Origin of the sequence: Natronococcus sp. A-GB7, assembly GCF_029688865.1 — an archaeon.
Lineage (GTDB): Archaea > Halobacteriota > Halobacteria > Halobacteriales > Natrialbaceae > Natronococcus.
Genome location: NZ_JARUKV010000019.1, coordinates 1 through 17,911, shown reverse-complemented (window position 1 = coordinate 17,911; position 17,911 = coordinate 1). Strand labels below are relative to the sequence as shown.

Sequence of the window (17,911 nt, the reverse complement as noted above, 5' to 3'; positions counted from 1 at the left end):
GATGACGGGGACAGGACTGCTGAACTTCGGCTTCGAGTTCGTCGAGATCTTCGCGTTCATCGTGCTGGCGACGGTCGGGCTGGCGGTGATCTTCGGCATGATGGGGATCATCAACCTCGCCCACGGGGAGTTCATCCTCGTCGGCGCGTACGCGACGACGTTCACCTTCGCTGCGGGGCTCCCGCTCCCGCTGGCGATGCTCTCCGGCGTCGTGCTGACGGCGGTCTACGGGCTCGTCCTCGAGCGGCTGATCATCCGCCACCTCTACGGACGCCTGCTCGACTCGATGGTCGTCACCTGGGGGATCAGCCTCGTGATGATCCAGCTCACGCGGATCGCCTTCGGCAACACCGCTCCGGGGATCGGGATCCCGTTCGGGCAGCTCCCGGTCGTCGACGGCCCCGTCTACTACCTCGTCCTCGCGGTCGTCGCGGTCGGGGTGCTCGGCGGGCTGTACGCGCTGTTCATGTGGACCGACTTCGGGGTCCGCGCCCGCGCGACGATGCAGGACGAGTCGACCGCCCGCAGCATGGGCGTCGACACCGACCGAATGTACATGTCGACGTTCGCTATCGGCTCCGGATTGGCGGGCCTCGCGGGGGCGCTGTACGCGCCCGTGCTGACGGTCACGCCCGAGTACGGCACCGGCTTCCTGATCGAGGCGTTCGTCGCCGTCGTCGTCGGCGGCGCCTCGGTCCTCGTCGGAACCGTCCTCGCCAGCGGCCTCCTCGGGACGGTCAACGCCGCCGTGACGAACGTCGCCGGCACCTTCATGGGACAGGTCGCGATGCTGATCGCCGCGATCATCGCCATCCGACTGATGCCCGACGGGATCACGGGACTGCTCGCCGACTGGCGCGAGAACCGGGGTGAGAGCCAGTGAGCGTCGGCTCGAGCGACGGGCCGCTCGCCGCCGTCCGGCGGCCGTTCGAGGGGCCGAACACGATGGGGAACTCACCGGCGTTCTGGCTCGGCTTCGCGGTCGCCGTCGTGGCCCTCGCGGCGCTGCCCGTTCTCTTCGGGCTCTACGCCGCGGAGGTCGGCGCGGTGTTTCTCGCCTACGCCCTGCTGGGGATGAGTCTCGCCTTCATCTGGGGCTACTGCGGCATCCTCAGCTTCGGGCAGGTCGCCTTCTTCGGCGTCGCCGGCTACGCGTTCGGGATCGTCGCGATCAACGCCGCGACGTTGACCGGGCTGACGCTCGCGCTGCTCGCGGCGATCGCCGTCTCGACGGCCTTCGCCGCGGCGCTTGGCTACTTCATGTTCTACGGCGGGGTCCGTGACGTCTACGTGACGATCCTCACGCTGGTCGTCGCACTGGTCCTGTACACGTTCATGGGCCAGACGGCGGGCGGCGAGTGGGCGATCGGCGACGCTCGGTTGGGCGGGTTCAACGGGATGAGCGGCGTCCCCGATCTCGCCGTCGGGATCGGCTCGACCGGGGTCGAGATCGGGCTCCTCGGTCACTACTACGTCACGCTGGGTGCGCTCGTGGCGACCTACCTCGGGCTGCGCGCGCTCGTCAACAGTCAGTTCGGCTACGCGATGGTCGCGACCCGCGAGGACGAGGACCGGACGGCGATGTTCGGCTACGACACGACGTTCATCAAGCTCGTCGTCTTCACGATCGGCGGAGCGATCGCCGGCCTCGGCGGCGTGCTCTTTACCACGCAGAACAACTACGTCGATCCGAGCGTCTTCGGGATCACCGCCGCGGCGCTGCCGGTCGTCTGGGCCAGCGTCGGCGGCCGGACCTCGCTGATCGGCACCGTCGGGGCCGCCCTCGCGATCCAGTTCGTCGACTACCGGCTCGCGCTCTCGGGCAGCGAGTGGGCGCTCGTGTTGATCGGCTCGCTGCTGATGTTCGTCGTCCTCGTGATGCCGGAGGGGGTCGCTCCGCGGCTTCACGAGTACATCGTCGAGTACCGCGAGGACGCCGATCCGTCACCGGCGCCACAGGAACCGCCTGCGGCCACCGAGGAGGTGGGCGACTGATGGCGACGAGCGACCCCACGGTCAAGACCACGCCGGCGGTCGACGAGACCGGCGACGGCTCCTCGCGGATCCTGCAAACCCGCGGCCTGCGCAAGGAGTTCGGCGGGCTCACCGCGATCGACGACGTCGACTTCGCCCTCGAGCAAGGAGAGCTGCGCTGTCTCATCGGCCCCAACGGGGCCGGCAAGAGCACGTTCCTCAACCTGCTCACGGGCCAACTCGAGCCCACAGCCGGGGAGATATACTACGACGGCACCGATATCACGGGGCTGCCGTCCCACGAGCGGGTCGACCGCGGAATCAGTATGAAGTTCCAGGTTCCCAGCGTCTACGAGGGGTTGACCGTGGCACAAAACCTGCGGATTCCGCTCCAGCAGATCGTCGAGCCCGACGCCTTCGAGGACCGTACGCGCGAGATCCTCGGGCGCTTCGACCTGCTCGACCAGTGGGAGACCGTCGCCGGAGCGCTCTCTCACGGCCAGCAACAGCGCCTCGAGATCGGGATGGCGATGGCGATGGAACCGAACCTCATGCTGCTCGACGAGCCCGTCGCCGGGCTCTCGGTCGAGGAAACCGCGGACATCGCCGAACTCCTCCGGGAGATCGCCGACGACGACGGCGTCGCCCTGATCGTCATCGAACACGACATCGACTTCGTCGAAACGATCGCGGATCGCGTCACGGTCCTCGATGGGGGCTCGATCTTCAGGGAGGGCTCGATCGAGGAGATCAGGACCGATCCCGAAGTGAAGCGGATCTACCTGGGGGAGGATCACTGATGCTCGAACTCACGAACCTGCACGCGTCGTACGGCAAGACACCGATTCTCCGTGGCGTCGACGTCGACGTCGACGAGGGGGAGATCGTCGGCATCATGGGGAAAAACGGCGTCGGCAAGACGACGCTCGTCAAGGCCGTCATGGGCTTGCTCGAGGTCGACGACGGACGGATTCGGTTCGACGGAGCGGACGTCACCGACGAGCCGGCCGACGTCCGGGCTCGCAGCGGGATGGGCTACATCCCGCAGGGCCGGGACGTCTTTCCCGAGTTGACCGTCGAGGAGAACCTGCGGATCGGCGAGACGATCAACGAGGGCGACGACCAACTGCAGTACGAGGCCGTCTACGACTACTTCCCGATCCTCGAGGAGCGCCGCGATCAGGAGGCCGGGACGATGAGCGGCGGCCAGCGACAGCTGCTCGCCATCGGCCGTGCGCTCGTCGGTAACCCCGAACTCCTCCTGCTCGACGAACCGTCCGAGGGCGTCCAGCCTTCGATCGTCCAGGACGTCACGCGGGACCTCCAACGGGTCAACGAGGAGCTCGGAACGACGATCCTCTTCGTCGAGCAGAACCTCCACGTCGTCCAGAACCTCGCCGAACGCTGCTACGCCATCGACAAGGGGACGATCGTCGACGAACTCGAGGGCGACCGCCTCGAGTCGCGAGACGCGGTGACGGAGTACCTCGCGGTGTAGCCCGCCTCGAGCGAGGAGTACCGAACGGCTTCAGGAGAACCGCGCGGCGACGTCGGCTTCGGTAATGATCCCGACCGTCTCGCCGGCCTCGGTGATCATCACGGCCTTGTAGTGTTCGAGCAGATTGCTGATCTCGTCTAACGTCGCGTCCTTCGAAACGGTCGGGAAGCTCTCGCTCATGTGCTGTTCGATCGGCTCGTCCCGCGCTTCGGAATCGAGGTGGACGAGGTCGCTCTGGCTGATCGAGCCCACCGGAATCCCGTCCTGGATCACCGCGAGCTGGGAGTAGGCCTCCTCCTCCATCTTGCGGGCGGCCTCGGCGACGGCCTCGTCGGGGGCGACGCTGACGACCGCCTCGTTCATCAGGTCCTCGGCGCGGACGACGTCGCTCTCGGCCGTCTCGAGGGCGTTGACGATCCGCCGCAGCGTCGAGAGACGGGGGTCGACGTCGCCGCCCTCGATCCGGGCGATCAGCGGCTGGGAGACCTCGGCGGTCTCGGCGAGTTCGCTCTGGGTCAATCCGAGTTCGGTGCGGCGCTGGCGGAGATCCGCAGGCGTCGGCAGCTCCATACGACCCAATAACTACGGGTTATAGAAAGGTGTTTGGGTGGGCCGGCTCGCTACTCGTCTTCGGCCGTCTCGACGATTTCGACGACCGACAGCGGAACGTCACGCAGGGCGCCGCCGACCTCGCTCTTTGCGATCCGGGAGGCGTGCTCCTCGCTGTCGGCGTTGTACACTTCCATCTCGAGGGCCAGTCCGACGAGTGCGGTGTCGGCCGCGACGAACGCCGAATCGAACGGTTCGCCACAGGCGGGACAGCCCGTCGCGCCGACTTCGACTTCGACGTACTCGAGGCCCTCGTTGTTGAGGCGCTTCCCGGCTTCGCTGACCGCGACGCCGATCGCGTCGTCGATCTCGTCGACGTCACGAACCAACCACGCTGCTTCCATCGCGACGAGGTAGTTTCCCATACCGGATGGTCGGTCCGGGGGGTTTCCTGCTTTGCGGTTCCGACCGGTCGGCTATCGGGGCGCGCACGCGAAGCCGATAATGCACATAAGTTACGAGAATCGGCCGGATCGATTCGAACCTGGATAGCCGAATCTCGAGTCGGAGACAGACGAGGTTGTTCGATACACAAGCCAGCTTTAATCGCAAGACGGCGTCGACCCAGTTTGACACTACCGATCGTTATACTCTCCCTCGAGCAAGAACGCTTATATACTCCCTCGCTCTCCCAACGCGTGAACGTCGATGAAATCCCGCGTGTACCACGCGACGCTGTTCGCACTGTACCAGCTCTGCATTGTCGTCGGCATCCTCGCGATGCCGCTCGCAATGGCGACCCGACAGGTCGGCTACACCCTCCCGCTGCACCGGCTGATCGAGAGCGTCGGCGAGGCGTACGACGACGTCCGCCAGGAATGAACTAAGGAGCTTTTCCACCCGTCCGCGACGACCCGACCCGCTCTCGAGCCACGGCACCGTACGGACCGTCGGTAGCGGAAACGAGGGTTGTTACCGCCGATGTTTTATATGGTCCCGGCCGTAACCTTCGGTCAATGCGTACGCCTACTCACGACTCGGACTTTTCGCGAACGAGCAGTCAGCTGTCGGCCGACATGAACCCTTACGAGCCCGAACTCGGCTCGCTGCCACAGAACGACATCTCGGCGTCCGACCTCGACAACGTAAACAAGACCGGAACGACGACCATCGGCATCACGACCGCCGACGGCGTCGTCATCGCGACGGACATGCGCGCCAGCCTCGGCGGCCGGTTCGTCTCGAACAAGAACGTCCAGAAGGTCGAGCAGATTCACCCAACCGCCGCGTTAACGATGGTCGGCAGCGTCGGCGGCGCCCAGTCGTTCATCAAGAGCCTGCGCGCGGAGGTCAACCTCAACGAGGCCCGTCGCGGCGAGGACATGAGCATCGACGCACTCGCGACGCTCGCGGGTAACTTCGCCCGCGGCGGCCCGTTCTTCGCCATCCACCCGATCCTGGGCGGCGTCGACGAGGAGGGCAGCCACGTCTACAGCATCGACCCCGCCGGCGGCGTCATGGGAGACGACTACACCGTCACCGGCTCCGGGATGCAACTCGCCTACGGTCACCTCGAGCAGGCTTACGACGACGACATGTCCAACGAGGAGGCCAAGACGGTCGCCGCACGCGGGATCAAGTCCGCCGCGGAGCGTGACACCGGCTCCGGCAACGGCGTCTTCCTCTGTGAGATCACCGACGAGGGCGTCGAGATCGAGGGCCACCACGACTTCGACGAAGTCATATAACACGGCCGCCCTTCCGTTCTTCCGCTTTCTGACCCGGTTCGAGCACCACAGCGGCTGCTTCGGCCAAATCGGTATCGGGGAAACAGTTATACCTCACGTTGTTGGTTGAGATCATATGGCGGCAGAATACAACCTCGAGAGCTACGAGGACGCCCGCGAATCGTTCGACTGGGACGACATCTACGCCGAAGCCGACTGGGACGCTCCCGACGAGATCAACGTCGCCCACGAGGTCTGCGACCGTCACGCCGCGGGCGGTGATCGGATCGCGCTGCGACAGGTCGGCGTCGACGGCGCGTCTAACTCCCTCACGTTCGAGCAGCTGGCCGAGCGAACGAACCGCTTTGCGAACGTTCTCGAGGAACTCGGCATCGACCGGGGCGAGCGCGTCTTCTCCTACATGCCTCGCATTCCGGACCACTACGTCGCCCTGGTGGGAACGCTCAAGCGCGGGGCCGTCTTCGGCGGCGTCAACGAGCGGTTCGGCCCCGACGGGATCTCCTATCGGCTCGACGACTGCGACGCCGCCGCCGTCGTGACGACGAGCGACAACCTCGAGACCGTCGAGGACGCCCTCGCGGACGCCCCCTCGGTCGAGCGCGTCCTCGTCGTCGACCGGGGCGACGGCGTCGGCGACCGGATCGACCTCGAGCGCGCGCTCGCGGACGCCGACCCCGAGTACGAGACGGCCCGGACGAGCGGCGAGGACGACGCCCTGCTGTACTACACGAGCGGAACGACGGGACCGGCGAAGGGGGTGCTCCACAAACACCGCTGGGTTACCGGCGTGGCGGCCACCCAGCGCTTCGCGGCCGACCTCCGCGAGGACGATCTCTACTGGTCGACGGGCGATCTGGGCTGGCTCACCGGGCCGATCAACACCCTGGGCGCGTGGTTCTGGGGGACCGAACTCTTTACGTACGAAGGCGAGTTCGACCCCGAGACCTGGGCCGACCTGCTCGACGAGTATCCGATCACCGTGCTGTTCAGCGTTCCGACGGCCTACCGGATGCTCCGGGAGAACGAGGCCGTCCTCGAGGGCTGCGATCTCGATCTGCGCCACGCGCTGTCGATCGGCGAACCGCTCTCAGCGGGGGTCGTCGAGTGGGGCGAGGACGTCCTCGGCGTGACCGTCCACGACACCTACGGCCAGACCGAGACGGGCAACATGATCATTAACAACTACCCGACGATGGAGCTGCGGCCGGGCAGCATGGGGAAACCGCTCCCGGGAATCACCGCCGACATCGTCGACCCCGAGACCGGTGAGGTTCTCGAGCCCGGCGAGACCGGCGAGATCGCCCAGCGGGGGGATTACCCCTGTTTCTTCGCCGAGTACTGGCGGAAACCCGAGAAGACCCGGGATTGCTTCGTCGACGGACCCGATGGAGAGTGGTATCTCTCGGGCGACCTCGCACACAAGGACGAGGACGGCTACTTCTGGTTCGAGGGCCGAGCCGACGACCTCATCATCTCCTCGGGGTACCGGATCGGCCCCTTCGAGGTCGAGAGCTCGCTGGGCGAACACGAGGCCGTCGCGGAAGGAGCGGTCGTCCCGAAGCCCGACCGCCAGCGCGGAACGATCGTCAAGGCCTACGTCGTCCCGAGCGAGGGAACCGACCCCTCGGAGACCGTAAAAGACGACATCAAGACCTACGTCCGCGAGGAGCTCTCGGCCCACGAGTACCCCCGCGAGATCGAGTTCCGCGAGGAGCTTCCGAAGACGGTGACCGGAAAGATCCGACGAACGGAACTGCAGGATGACGCCGCCGAGGGGGCAGACGAAGTCGAAACCGCGTAGAAGGACCGACCGTACTCCGGCGAACGGTTCGGAGCGCTCAGTCGGTTTGCTGAGTGGCCTCGAGGTCAGCCGCCGCCGCCTCGCGCTCCGCGAGGTCGACGGTTTCGATCCGCTGTGCGCGCCCGGTCTCGCTCGAGCGGTAGATCGCGTCGATCACGCGCTGGACAGTCAGTGCCTCCTCGATCGTGTTCGTCTCGGGTTCGACGCCCGCGGCGATCGTCTCGAGGAACCGGGCGTCCTGTTCCTGATGGCCCGTCAGTGAGGCGTCGCCGGTAAGATTGACGTCGGTGTAGTGGTCACAGCCGGCCGTGCCGGCCTCCAGGATTTCCATGTCGGTCGAGCCGATGTCGAACTGGGCGCCCGCGTCGGTCCCTCGCACGCGGAAGTCCATACTTGGCTCGCGGTTGGTCGCCCAGGCGGCCTCGAGCGAGATCGTTCGCCCGTTCTCACAGCGGATGAAGGCGCTGACGGAGTCGTCGACCTCGTAGCTCTCGGCGGTTCCGTCCCAGTTGTCGCCGAAGCCGTCGGGGTCGGCGTAGTCGTCGTCCATCCCGAACGTCGAGCGGGCGACGCCGCTGACCTCGACGACCTCGGGAAACTCCATCGCGTACAGCGCGAGGTCGATCGCGTGGACCCCGATGTCGAGCAGGGAGCCGCCGCCAGCCAGGTCGGGATCGGTGAACCACGAGCCGGGGCCGGGAACCCCGCGCCGTCGAACGTAGTTCGCCTCGACGTGGGTGAGCTCGCCGAAGCGGTCACGTTGCTCGTCGAACATCGCCATCGAGGCGGCGTGGCGGTTGTGGAAGCCGACCATGCAGATTCCCTCCGCCTCGAGCGCGGCGTCGGCGATTCGCTCGGCGCTCTCGACGGTGTGGGCGAGGGGCTTCTCGACGAGAACGTGGTTACCCGCCTCGAGCGCGGCGACCGTGATCGGCTCGTGGAACCGGTTCGGGGTCGTCACGATGACCGCGTCGACGTTCTCGTCGACGACCAGCCCCTCGTGGGTTTCGTAGGTCGTCGCGCCGAACTCGGCGGCGAACGCCTCGCGCTGGTTCTCGACGAGGTCGGCGCCGGCGACGACGTTGGCCCCGAACTCCTCGACGTTACGGGCGTGGAGGTGGCCCATCCCGCCGAGGCCGACGATACCGACGCCGATCTCCGCGTCGATCACCTGGAAACCCCCCGTTTCTCACCCGTCGATTCCGTTTCTTCCTCAAAAACCACGAATTTCGCTGTCGTTTGCGTGCGATCCCGGTTCATATCGGAACGCGGGCAGCGACCGAGATAAGTATTGTGTCCCGAAAATGTGTACGACACGGAGTCATATACGTTACGCTACAGTATTCGGGCGTGTGACCACCGAGGAATACGCGAGGAACGCCGAGATTACCGTCGCCGGTGTCGCGGCCGCGCGAAGAAACCAGTCGTTGTCGCGGACGCGAACCGGGGCTGATCGGTCCAGCTAAGGACGTCGGGACGGGAGCTTCCGCCGATGGTCGCAGTCACGATCTGGAACGAGTTCCGACACGAACGGGAGGACGAGGACGCCGCCGCGGTCTACCCTGACGGGATCCACGAGGCACTCGCGGGCGTCCTCGAGGACGACCACGAGGTGCGGACGGCCACCCTCGACGAGCCCGATCACGGGCTCACCGAGGACGTCCTCGAGTCGACCGACGTCCTGTTCTGGTGGGGCCACATCGCTCACGACGAGGTCGACGACGAGATCGTCGACCGCGTTCAGGAACGGGTGCTCGAGGGAATGGGGCTGATCGTCCTTCACTCCGGCCACTTCTCGAAGATCTTCAAACGACTCATGGGGACGACCTGTAACCTCCAGTGGCGCGAGGACGGCGGTCGGGAGCGACTGTGGGTCGTCGACCCCGGCCACCGCATCGCCGACGGGCTCGAGGAGTCGATCGAGCTCCCGACGACGGAGATGTACGGCGAACCGTTCGACGTCCCCGAACCCGACCGACTCGTCTTCACGAGCTGGTTCGAGGGCGGTGAGGTGTTCCGCAGCGGCTGCTGTTACCGGCGCGGGAACGGTCGGATCTTCTACTTCCGTCCGGGCCACGAGACGTATCCGATCTACGAGAACGCAGAGATCCAGCGGGTCCTCCGGAACGCGGTCGACTGGGCGAGCCCGACGGAGGGGTCACCGCGGACGTTCGGCGAGCGCGACTGAGACCGGCAGCGGGCCGAACCGGCTCGAGCCCCGCTACAGCTCCTGGCGCCCCTCGTCGGTGATTACGCTCTCGAGCAACTCGATCGGCGTCGCGTCGTAGGAGGGGTTTTCGACCGCGAACCCTTCCGCCGGCTCGGACATGACCTCGCTTCCCGGTCGGTACTCGTTCTCGAAGACGAACCCCTCCTCGACGATCTTCGAGGCCGAGCCGACGACGGTGACCGGAACCTCGAGCTGGGCCGCCGTCGCGGCGATGGGGAAGGTCCCGACCCGGTTGTACAGCGTCTCGTCGACGATGCAGTCCATCCCGACGACCACCCGGTCGCAGTCCTCGAGGTAGATCCCGTGGGCGCTGTCGGTGATCAGCGTCGCGTCGACGCCCTCGAGATCGGCCAGCGATCTGGCGGTCTTCCGGCCGATGTAGCGCGGCCGAGCCTCGGTGATGTAGACGTCGAACTCCTTGCCCGCCTCGACGGCCCGTTCCAGGGCCTCGAGCACCGTCGAGGAGTAGTCGTGAGTCAGCAGCGTCGCGCCGTCCTCGAGGTGGGAAACGGCGTTCTCGGCGGCCAGATCCTTCCCTGCCTCGACCCTGGAGACGACCGCGTCGATCCGCTTCTGGGTGAGTCGCTTCGCTTCGTCGACGGTGTCGACATCGGCCTCGGTAACGTCGCCGACGACCTCGCGGACGGCGTTTTGCAGCGAGGCGTGAGAGGGGTTCGCCCGACGTAGCACCGATCCGTTCTGCTCGAGGGCTCGCTCGTACTCCTCGAGCGTGGCGAACTCTCGCTCGATCAGTTCCTCGAGCGCTCGCGTCGCGTTTACCGCAACTACCGAGGAGCTGTGCGTCTGCAGGTCCTTGATCTCCTCGACCGTCTCGTCGATCATACCTCTACGGATTCCCGTAACCGCAAAAGGTGTTCCGGGTGTCTCGCGGGCCGACGGCGGGACGGAGTAGCCGCTCGTCAGTCGAACTCGAAGATCCGAACCAGTTCGTCAGCGATCCGCTCTCGGAACTCCTCGAGGACGGCGTCGAACTGCTCCGGGTCGCCGACTGCGGCCCGAACCGTCTCGACACGCTCCTCGGGGAGGTCGATCCGAAACTCCTCCTCGCCGAGGTAGACGGGCTCGCTCTCGCTCAGGACCTTGCGATCGATCGCGCGGAGGATCTCGGAGTCGTACCGGCCGTGGAGCTGGTTGTACGCGTTCGAGTACGCCGTCTCGAGCTCCTCGAAGTAGTGGACGTACTTTTCGTCGAACTTCTCGGGATCGAACTCGGTCATACTCCTTCGTCGAGCAGCGAGCCGGTAAACGGTTCGGGACGGACGCCTCGAACCGCGTCCCCGCGAGTTCGTCCCGCAGGCTTACGTCTCCGAACCCCCTAGAGCCGTCGATGACCGTCACCGTCCGCTACACCTGTCCCCACTGCGATGCGGTCCACAGCCTCGAGCGTCCGCCGGATCTCGCCGACCGTTCGGTCACCAAACTCGCACAGCCGGGCTGGGAGTACGCCGACCCCGACGACCCCGACCGCGAGGACGCCGACGGGATCGCCTTCGTCTGCGGCGATGACGGCTCCGTCACCGACCTCGAGGGCGAGCCGGTCGAGGGTTGTGGTCGGCCGTTCTACCTCAACTTCGTTCGGTACGAACACGGGGTCGAACTCGAGCCCGATCCGCCGACCTACGGCGGCCCGCGATTCGATTTCAACGGGTGAGAAGGATTCAGTCGAGCCGTTACGTACAGGCTGAGCCGGTATCGATGCGGGCGGAGTGCAAGCGCAGCACCCGCGATCGACCATCGGGAGCGAGCGGCCTTTTTAGCGTAGATTTTTGCGCCGAGCGGTTCCGAGCGCAGCGAGGAATCCCGAGGCGGAAAAAGGTACGTGGGCACGCTTTACGTAACGCTCGAGAGCCGAACCTGTCGCCAGCAACCGCATCCGAACGCCCCTGATCGAGACCGCAATAGTTCTCGTATACGTAGCGTTCAAGGCACCGTTCCCCGTAGCCGCGGGCAGTGACGCAGGATCTCATCGCGGTGTTGTTCGGCGACCCGTTCGCCGTCATGAATACGATCGGGCTGGTCGCGTTCGCGCTCGTCGGCTCGAGCAAGGCCATCCGCGAGCGGTTCGATCTGTTCGGAATCGCCGTCGTCGGACTGGCGATGGCGTTCGCCGGTGGCGTGACGCGGGATATTTTCGTGGCTCGAGTCCCGTTAGCGCTGCAGTCGCCGATCGAGATCGCGCTCGGACTGCTCGGCGTGAGTCTGGCGATCGGCCTGAGCGTCGTCCTGCGCTCGCCGGACGATCACCCGATTACGCTCGTTTCGGACGCGATCGGCCTCGCGGCCTTCGCCACGACCGGAGCCATCGTCGCGACGGAGACCGGCGTGTCGGCGTTCGGCGTCGTCGCGATCGCGACGATCAACGCGGCGGGCGGGGGAGCGGTCGCCGATATCCTCCTCGATCGGTCGCCGTTCATCCTCCTCGAGGACTTCTACGCGAGCTGTGCGGTGCTGGGCGGGAGCGTCTACTGGCTGGTCGGAACCCTCGGAGCGACCGGAGGAACCGCTGCCGCGGCGTGTGCGGGGGTGACGCTCGTGACTCGGCTGGTCGCGGTGACCTACAACTGGAGCCTCCCGACGGCACAGCGGCTGGAATCGCTCGGGAAGTAGGTCGGTCTCTCCGCTCCTTCGAGCCTCGGTATCCGAACACAACCCTTTTCGACGGCGGGCCACACCCTTCGAGCATGGACGAAGACGCCGTTCGCGACCGCCTCCGAACGGTCGAGGATCCGGAACTGGGCGAGGACATCGTCTCGCTCGGGCTCGTCAACGAGCTCTCGGTCGACGGCAACGAGGTCGACATCGACCTCGCACTCGGGGCGCCTTACTCCCCGACCGAGACCGATATCGCCGGCGAGATCCGAGAGCTGCTCCTCGAGGAGGGACTCGAACCGAACCTCTCGGCGAGCATCCCCGACCGAGATAGCGGGGGCGACGAACAGGTACTCCCCGGAGTGAAAAACGTCATCGCCGTCGCCTCCGGAAAGGGCGGGGTCGGCAAGTCGACCGTCGCGACGAACCTCGCGGCCGGACTCTCGCAACTGGGTGCCCAGGTCGGCCTGTTCGACGCCGACGTCTACGGCCCGAACGTGCCGCGGATGTTCGACGCCGACGAGCCGCCGATGGCCACCGAGGACGAGACCCTCGTTCCGCCCGAGAAGTACGGTGTGAAACTGATGAGCATGGCCTTCCTCACCGGCGAGGACGATCCCGTCATCTGGCGGGGACCGATGGTCCACAAGGTCATCACCCAGCTCACCGAGGACGTCGAGTGGGGGAACTTGGATTACCTGATCGTCGACCTGCCGCCGGGCACCGGCGACACCCAGCTGACGATGCTCCAGACGATGCCCGTCACGGGTGCGGTGATCGTCACGACGCCACAGGACGTCGCGCTCGACGACGCTCGGAAAGGACTCGAGATGTTCGCCAAACACGACACCGTCGTGCTCGGTATCGCCGAGAACATGTCGACGTTCGCCTGTCCCGACTGCGGCGGGGAGCACGACATCTTCGGCTCGGGCGGGGGCGAGGAGTTCGCCGAGACCCACAACATGCCCTTTTTGGGCTCGATCCCGCTCGATCCGACCGTCCGCGAGGGCGGCGACGGCGGGGAGCCGACCGTCGTCTCCGACGACGGCGAGACCGGGGACGCGTTCCGAACGATCACCGAGAACGTCGCGAACAACACGGGGATCGTCCACCGACGCGGTGCCTCGCAGCCGAGCGGGACGGGAACCCGCGTCTCGGAGCGATGACCGACGCCGACGATCCCGAGTTCGAGCCCGACCCCGAACGGGTCGCTGCACTCCGAGAGACCGCCGACGAGATCCGTGGCGACTCGAGCGAGCGCAAGCAGCTCGCGAACATCCTCTACCGGACCAGCGACCTCTACGACGCCGAGGAGGACACCTCGCCCGAGGAGATCGTCCGTAACGTGAAGTTCATTCTCGAGGTCACCGAGCGCGGCGGGCTCGAGCGCTGACGGTTCGCTTTCCGTCTCCGCGACCGCCAGGCGCGTCGCTTTTGGTTCCCTGCACCGAGAGACAACCGTGGACGCGAACCAGCGAACCCGCGCGAACCCGTACGGCATGGACGAGGACTGCCGGAACTGCCCGGCGCTCTGTGAGACCCGAACCCAGGTCGTCCACGGCTACGGCGACGTCGGGGCCGACTTCCTGTTCGTCGGCGAGCGGCCGACCGCCAGAGCCGACGAGGTCGGCATACCGTTTCTCGCCGAAGGCGGGTCGGACGCCGAGGACGAGGGAACCTCCCTGCGCCGAATGCTCGAGCGACTGGGGCTCTGTGACTCGACCTCGCCCGACGATCGACCGGAACTCGAGAACGTCTACCTGACGAACCTCACCCGGTGTCGGGACCCCGATCGGAAGCCGACCGACGAGGAGATCGGCAACTGCGAACCCTACCTCAACGCGGAGATCCGGATGATCAACCCCGAGATTATCGTCCCCGTCGGCGAGCGCGCGCTCTCGGAGATCGGCGTCGAGTACACCACGACGCCCGTCGAGGACCTCGACCTCGAGGCCGACCACGCGACGACCGTCCGCGGTCGAGGGTTCGAACTCGTCCCGATGATCGAACCCCGCGAACAGACCGACGAGCAGACCCAGGCGTGGCTCGAGCGCTTCGTCGAGCTGATGGCCTCGGACTACAGACAGACGAAAGGACGACAGGAACGGTAGCGCCTACCAGTACGGGTTCTCCAGCCGTCGCGCCGATCCCGACCCGAGAGCGATCAGCGCGCCGACGGCGACCGCGGCGACGGCCAGTGAGCCGGCCGTCGGCGCGAGCCACTCGCCGGGGGAATCGATGACGTACCCCGCCAGGAAGCCGCCGACGCCGATCCCGACTAGCAGTGCGATCGCGAGCGTTCCAACCAGTCCGGCGCTCGAGCGCGTGTCCATACCGGACGAGTGGTCGCCACCCACATAACTCTACGTCGGCGATAGCGCCTCGAGCGGGAGCCGTCGCGTTCAAGGTCCGCCACGCCCGAGAACGGGTATGATCGTCGTCGTTCCCGTCTCCCCGTCCCGCGAGGGACTCGTGCTATCGTCGCTCGTCGATCGAACGGTTCTGACCGAGCCAGAGGCCGTCGAACTCTACGAGGCGAGCGTCGTCGACACCCTCCGCTCGGTCGCGGCGAGCGGCGGCGACCTGCTCGTGAACTACCGCGACGAGGAGACCCTGCCGGACTCGGTTTCGGGAGATCTCGAGGCCGAGATCCGGGAGCTCGCCACCGCGGCGCTCGGCGACCTCGAGGACGTCCGGTTCGAACGCCAGGTCGGCTCGACGCGGGCCGCCCGGATCGGGAACACGGTGACCCACCTGCTCGAGCAGGAAGACGCCACCAGCGTCGGCGTCCTCGAGCCGACGGCGCCGCTGATCGGGCGCACCGAGATCGACGGCGCGGCGATGTCGCTGCGGCGCCACGACGTCGTCCTCGGCCCCTCCTCGGGCGGCCGAACGTACTTCGCCGGATTCGGCGAGCCGATCGACTTCACGGATTCCGACGCGGTGCCCGAACTGGCGACGCTGGCCGAGCGAGCCGACGACGCCGGACTCGGCGTCGGGTTCGCCCCGATGCTGCCGACGATCGCGACCGAATCCGGCCTCTGTGCGACGATCGCGGGCGGCCGGGCTCGAGCGGTCGCCGACCACTCCCAGGAGGCGACGACGACGGCGATCGCCGACGAGATCGGGGTGGGCGTCGGCGAGGGGGAGTCCCTCATCCGCGAGTAGACCGATAACCCTTTTTGAGCGGGTGGAGAACGTAGGGACGAGGTGGGGTGGCAGAGCGGCCTAACGCGCCTGCCTTGAGAGCAGGTGGCTGTCAAGCCTCATGGGTTCGAATCCCATCCCCACCGCTTTCTGCGAGAGAACAACGACGAACGGAGTGAGGAGCACGTGAGCCGGAAAACGAAACGGTGGGATTTGAACGAGAGAAGACGCAGCCCGCACAGCGAACGGAGTGAGCGAGCGGGACCGTATTCGCGTAGTTCGAATCCTATCCCCACCGCTTCCTGCGAGAGAACGACGATGAACGGAGTGAGGAGTCTCTTGAGTAGAAGCTAAGCGGCCGGATATGATCAGAGACTGAAGCGAGCATCACGAGCGGAACGACAGTATTTCAACTGAATAAGGTATTCCGGAATCCATTGTGCCGAGGAGAAACCACACCTGCTGCCCTAGCCACTAATGATTAAATACATTACCCATCTATTAAAACTCGTGGCGGACGACTACCTGCGGCGCACCGCGATCACTCGCCTTATCCTCACGGACGAGCAACAGCAGCTGCTTGACGCCACCATCCATGAGTGGAAACGCGCTTGCAACATTAGCAGTCGTATTGGATGGAAGACGGGTGAGGCGCGTAAAACCTCCCTCCAAGATCTTGTCTACGACACAGTCCTAGAAGAGACACATCTTGGAAGCCAACATGTAATCCTCGCCACCCACCAAGCCGCAGCCGCACTCGCTGGCGCCGAAGAGATCGAGGAACTAGAAGAGGACTACAAGACCTCTCGTCCGGAATTCACTGCTGAGACGGTCAAATACGACAGTCGGACGATGACGCTGTTTGATGATAGCACCGTCTCGCTCTCGACGACCGACGACCGCATACGGTGTGATCTCGCCCTGCCGGACGATAAGGAAGGCTATCAATACCAGTATCTCGACAACGAGAACTGGGAGCTTACCGAATCCACGGTTTCCCGACGTAGTGGTGACTATTACCTCCACCTCGGGTTTCGTAAACCGAAGCCTGAAAAACGGGTCGAAACACAGGATGACGACGAGGACAGGACAGTTCTTGGCGTTGACCTCGGCATCGTCAACATCGCTACCACCTCGACGGCCTACTTCGCGTCCGGAAGGGAACTTCGGCATCGGCACCGGGAATTCGAGCGGATTCGTGCAAGCTTCCAACAGACTGGTACCCAGTCCGCTCACCGTACGATTCAGGGGATGGGCGGTCGGGAAAAGCGATATGTCCGTGACGTTCTCCACCGAGTTGCGAACGACATCATCGAGGAAGCACTCTCCCACGATTGCGAGTATATTGCGTTCGAAAACCTGACACACATCAGAAAACGTGCGCCGCCGGCAAAGGAGTTCCACCAATGGGCGCACCGTCAACTCGTTGACCTCGTGGAGTACAAGGCGGAGGTGGAAGGGCTATATGTCGAGTTCGTCTCCCCAAAGAACACGAGTCGGCGGTGCCCTGAGTGCGGATATACAAGTGAAGGGAATCGCGTTACGCAGTCAGGGTTCGAGTGCGAGTCGTGTGGTGCGACGGGGAATGCAGATTATGTGGCAGCGAAAAACGTCGGATGGCAGTACGTCCGTTGCGGGCTACAGTCCTCGCGGCGGACGGGCGACAGTCAACTCGCCCTGAAGTCGGGAACAGTGCCTTCCTCAGGTTCCGTAGAAGCCTGATGGACTACACGAGAGCGATTCTCGCGAACGCCGGTCGGGTTCGCCCGGCCGATCAACTGCCGGCAAAGGCCGAGTTCACCGACAAGCCCCGTGACACAGTCTCGGGGCAGTTGACATCCCATCCTCACTCCCCCTTGATTAAAAGAGAAAGAACTGTACACCGGAGTGCCTTTTCTCCATTGCGACGTGGGATGTGTTGGCAATTCTGTGTGAGCGTTCAACTAAGAGGCCGCAGAAACTCCCTGCCAGCAGTCCGGGCAACGGACTCGAGCTCGTCTTCCGCCCTCGAGAACGCCGGAACCCGCTCGAACATCGATCGTGGGGGTTAGCACCGGTCGAAGCATATCGACTTTGGGACCGAACGCGAAATCGCCTTCTCGAGCGAACCCCCAACCCGTGACGACGAGGAATCCGCTTTCATCAGTCCAGCAGGAGTATAAGCCCCGGGAGGAACAACACGGCCAGCGCGATCACGATCGCCAGGACGCTGAGCGGAAACACGAGCACCATCTGAATCCCGAGGAGTACGACCAACAGTCCGATGATGAGGTTCAGCCGGATGAGCACGTCTTCGTCGGCCATCGGAGCCCACTCTCGAGTACGTCGGGAAGTATCTTCGGGCAGTAATGGGC

At 65.3% G+C, this 17,911-nt stretch carries 22 protein-coding genes and 1 tRNA gene; 16 read left to right on the top strand and 7 right to left on the bottom strand.

The features are described from left to right. Position 1 precedes the first annotated feature (1 nt). The 4 genes from urtB to QA609_RS16525 are packed head-to-tail and all read left to right on the top strand — an operon-like array spanning position 2 to position 3,472. On the top strand, positions 2 to 883 hold the full coding sequence (urtB, locus tag QA609_RS16540) for an urea ABC transporter, permease protein UrtB (protein WP_278303710.1): 882 nt from the start codon (positions 2 to 4) through the stop codon (positions 881 to 883). Next, positions 880 to 1,995, top strand: coding sequence for an urea ABC transporter permease (locus QA609_RS16535; RefSeq protein ID WP_278303709.1), 1,116 nt, complete (start codon positions 880 to 882; stop codon positions 1,993 to 1,995). The genes urtB and QA609_RS16535 overlap by 4 nt, the downstream gene beginning before the upstream one ends. Beyond that, positions 1,995 to 2,774, top strand: coding sequence for an ABC transporter ATP-binding protein (locus tag QA609_RS16530; RefSeq protein WP_278303708.1), 780 nt, complete (start codon positions 1,995 to 1,997; stop codon positions 2,772 to 2,774). The genes QA609_RS16535 and QA609_RS16530 overlap by 1 nt, the downstream gene beginning before the upstream one ends. Beyond that, positions 2,774 to 3,472 carry an ABC transporter ATP-binding protein gene (locus QA609_RS16525; RefSeq protein ID WP_278303707.1) on the top strand — a complete coding sequence of 233 codons (699 nt, stop codon included), beginning with the start codon at positions 2,774 to 2,776 and terminating at the stop codon, positions 3,470 to 3,472. Before QA609_RS16530 ends, QA609_RS16525 begins: the two co-directional genes overlap by 1 nt. 30 nt (positions 3,473 to 3,502) lie before the next feature. Here QA609_RS16525 and QA609_RS16520 read toward each other — a convergent pair whose 3' ends face one another. Both QA609_RS16520 and QA609_RS16515 read right to left on the bottom strand, forming a co-directional pair. Beyond that, the gene (locus QA609_RS16520) at positions 3,503 to 4,042 is read right to left on the bottom strand and encodes a CBS domain-containing protein (protein WP_005555689.1); all 540 of its coding nucleotides are present in this window, start codon (positions 4,040 to 4,042) and stop codon (positions 3,503 to 3,505) included. 50 nt (positions 4,043 to 4,092) lie between these two features. Next, positions 4,093 to 4,446 carry a DUF555 domain-containing protein gene (locus QA609_RS16515; RefSeq protein WP_278303706.1) on the bottom strand — a complete coding sequence of 118 codons (354 nt, stop codon included), beginning with the start codon at positions 4,444 to 4,446 and terminating at the stop codon, positions 4,093 to 4,095. A gap of 283 nt (positions 4,447 to 4,729) precedes the next feature. On the opposite strand from QA609_RS16515, the gene QA609_RS16510 reads away from it, so the two are divergent. From QA609_RS16510 to QA609_RS16500, 3 genes are all read left to right on the top strand, one after another. Further along, positions 4,730 to 4,903, top strand: a complete 174-nt coding sequence (locus tag QA609_RS16510; RefSeq protein WP_278303705.1) for a hypothetical protein — start codon at positions 4,730 to 4,732, stop codon at positions 4,901 to 4,903. A gap of 134 nt (positions 4,904 to 5,037) precedes the next feature. Then, the gene (gene psmB, locus QA609_RS16505) at positions 5,038 to 5,769 is read left to right on the top strand and encodes an archaeal proteasome endopeptidase complex subunit beta (protein WP_278303704.1); all 732 of its coding nucleotides are present in this window, start codon (positions 5,038 to 5,040) and stop codon (positions 5,767 to 5,769) included. 115 nt (positions 5,770 to 5,884) lie between these two features. After that, positions 5,885 to 7,570 carry an AMP-binding protein gene (locus QA609_RS16500; RefSeq protein ID WP_278303703.1) on the top strand — a complete coding sequence of 562 codons (1,686 nt, stop codon included), beginning with the start codon at positions 5,885 to 5,887 and terminating at the stop codon, positions 7,568 to 7,570. 37 nt (positions 7,571 to 7,607) lie between these two features. Here the strand turns inward: QA609_RS16500 and QA609_RS16495 are convergent, their stop codons facing one another. Then, positions 7,608 to 8,741, bottom strand: a complete 1,134-nt coding sequence (locus tag QA609_RS16495) for a Gfo/Idh/MocA family oxidoreductase (protein WP_278303702.1) — start codon at positions 8,739 to 8,741, stop codon at positions 7,608 to 7,610. A gap of 321 nt (positions 8,742 to 9,062) precedes the next feature. Here QA609_RS16495 and QA609_RS16490 point away from each other — a divergent pair, with 321 nt between their 5' ends. Continuing rightward, the gene (locus QA609_RS16490; protein WP_278303701.1) at positions 9,063 to 9,758 is read left to right on the top strand and encodes a ThuA domain-containing protein; all 696 of its coding nucleotides are present in this window, start codon (positions 9,063 to 9,065) and stop codon (positions 9,756 to 9,758) included. A 33-nt stretch (positions 9,759 to 9,791) separates the two neighbouring features. Here QA609_RS16490 and QA609_RS16485 read toward each other — a convergent pair whose 3' ends face one another. Next, positions 9,792 to 10,643: a translation initiation factor eIF-2B gene (locus QA609_RS16485; RefSeq protein WP_278303700.1), complete on the bottom strand. Its 852-nt coding sequence runs from the start codon at positions 10,641 to 10,643 to the stop codon at positions 9,792 to 9,794. A 77-nt stretch (positions 10,644 to 10,720) separates the two neighbouring features. Next, on the bottom strand, positions 10,721 to 11,038 hold the full coding sequence (locus QA609_RS16480) for a DUF5783 family protein (RefSeq protein ID WP_278303699.1): 318 nt from the start codon (positions 11,036 to 11,038) through the stop codon (positions 10,721 to 10,723). Positions 11,039 to 11,148: 110 nt separating this feature from the next. Between QA609_RS16480 and QA609_RS16475 the strand changes: the two genes are divergently transcribed. The 5 genes from QA609_RS16475 to QA609_RS16455 all read left to right on the top strand — a co-directional run bounded on the left by QA609_RS16475 (position 11,149) and on the right by QA609_RS16455 (position 14,521). Continuing rightward, the gene (locus tag QA609_RS16475) at positions 11,149 to 11,472 is read left to right on the top strand and encodes a hypothetical protein (protein WP_278303698.1); all 324 of its coding nucleotides are present in this window, start codon (positions 11,149 to 11,151) and stop codon (positions 11,470 to 11,472) included. Positions 11,473 to 11,771: 299 nt separating this feature from the next. Further along, positions 11,772 to 12,428: a TRIC cation channel family protein gene (locus tag QA609_RS16470; protein WP_278303697.1), complete on the top strand. Its 657-nt coding sequence runs from the start codon at positions 11,772 to 11,774 to the stop codon at positions 12,426 to 12,428. 74 nt (positions 12,429 to 12,502) lie between these two features. Next, complete coding sequence (locus tag QA609_RS16465) at positions 12,503 to 13,576, top strand: Mrp/NBP35 family ATP-binding protein (RefSeq protein ID WP_278303696.1); 1,074 nt, start codon at positions 12,503 to 12,505, stop codon at positions 13,574 to 13,576. Then, positions 13,573 to 13,803 carry a hypothetical protein gene (locus QA609_RS16460; protein ID WP_278303695.1) on the top strand — a complete coding sequence of 77 codons (231 nt, stop codon included), beginning with the start codon at positions 13,573 to 13,575 and terminating at the stop codon, positions 13,801 to 13,803. The genes QA609_RS16465 and QA609_RS16460 overlap by 4 nt, the downstream gene beginning before the upstream one ends. A 67-nt stretch (positions 13,804 to 13,870) precedes the next feature. Next, positions 13,871 to 14,521, top strand: coding sequence for a uracil-DNA glycosylase (locus tag QA609_RS16455; RefSeq protein WP_278303694.1), 651 nt, complete (start codon positions 13,871 to 13,873; stop codon positions 14,519 to 14,521). A gap of 3 nt (positions 14,522 to 14,524) precedes the next feature. Here the strand turns inward: QA609_RS16455 and QA609_RS16450 are convergent, their stop codons facing one another. Then, on the bottom strand, positions 14,525 to 14,743 hold the full coding sequence (locus tag QA609_RS16450) for a hypothetical protein (protein ID WP_278303693.1): 219 nt from the start codon (positions 14,741 to 14,743) through the stop codon (positions 14,525 to 14,527). A 97-nt stretch (positions 14,744 to 14,840) separates the two neighbouring features. On the opposite strand from QA609_RS16450, the gene QA609_RS16445 reads away from it, so the two are divergent. The 3 genes from QA609_RS16445 (at position 14,841) to QA609_RS16435 (ending at position 17,279) form a co-directional block, all read left to right on the top strand. Next, positions 14,841 to 15,578 carry a hypothetical protein gene (locus QA609_RS16445; protein ID WP_278303692.1) on the top strand — a complete coding sequence of 246 codons (738 nt, stop codon included), beginning with the start codon at positions 14,841 to 14,843 and terminating at the stop codon, positions 15,576 to 15,578. Positions 15,579 to 15,619: 41 nt separating this feature from the next. Further along, a tRNA-Ser gene (locus QA609_RS16440) sits at positions 15,620 to 15,703 on the top strand. 364 nt (positions 15,704 to 16,067) lie between these two features. Next, positions 16,068 to 17,279 carry a transposase gene (locus tag QA609_RS16435; RefSeq protein ID WP_278303691.1) on the top strand — a complete coding sequence of 404 codons (1,212 nt, stop codon included), beginning with the start codon at positions 16,068 to 16,070 and terminating at the stop codon, positions 17,277 to 17,279. A gap of 420 nt (positions 17,280 to 17,699) precedes the next feature. Here QA609_RS16435 and QA609_RS16430 read toward each other — a convergent pair whose 3' ends face one another. Continuing rightward, positions 17,700 to 17,861, bottom strand: a complete 162-nt coding sequence (locus tag QA609_RS16430) for a hypothetical protein (protein WP_278303690.1) — start codon at positions 17,859 to 17,861, stop codon at positions 17,700 to 17,702. Between the last annotated feature and the right edge of the window lie 50 nt (positions 17,862 to 17,911).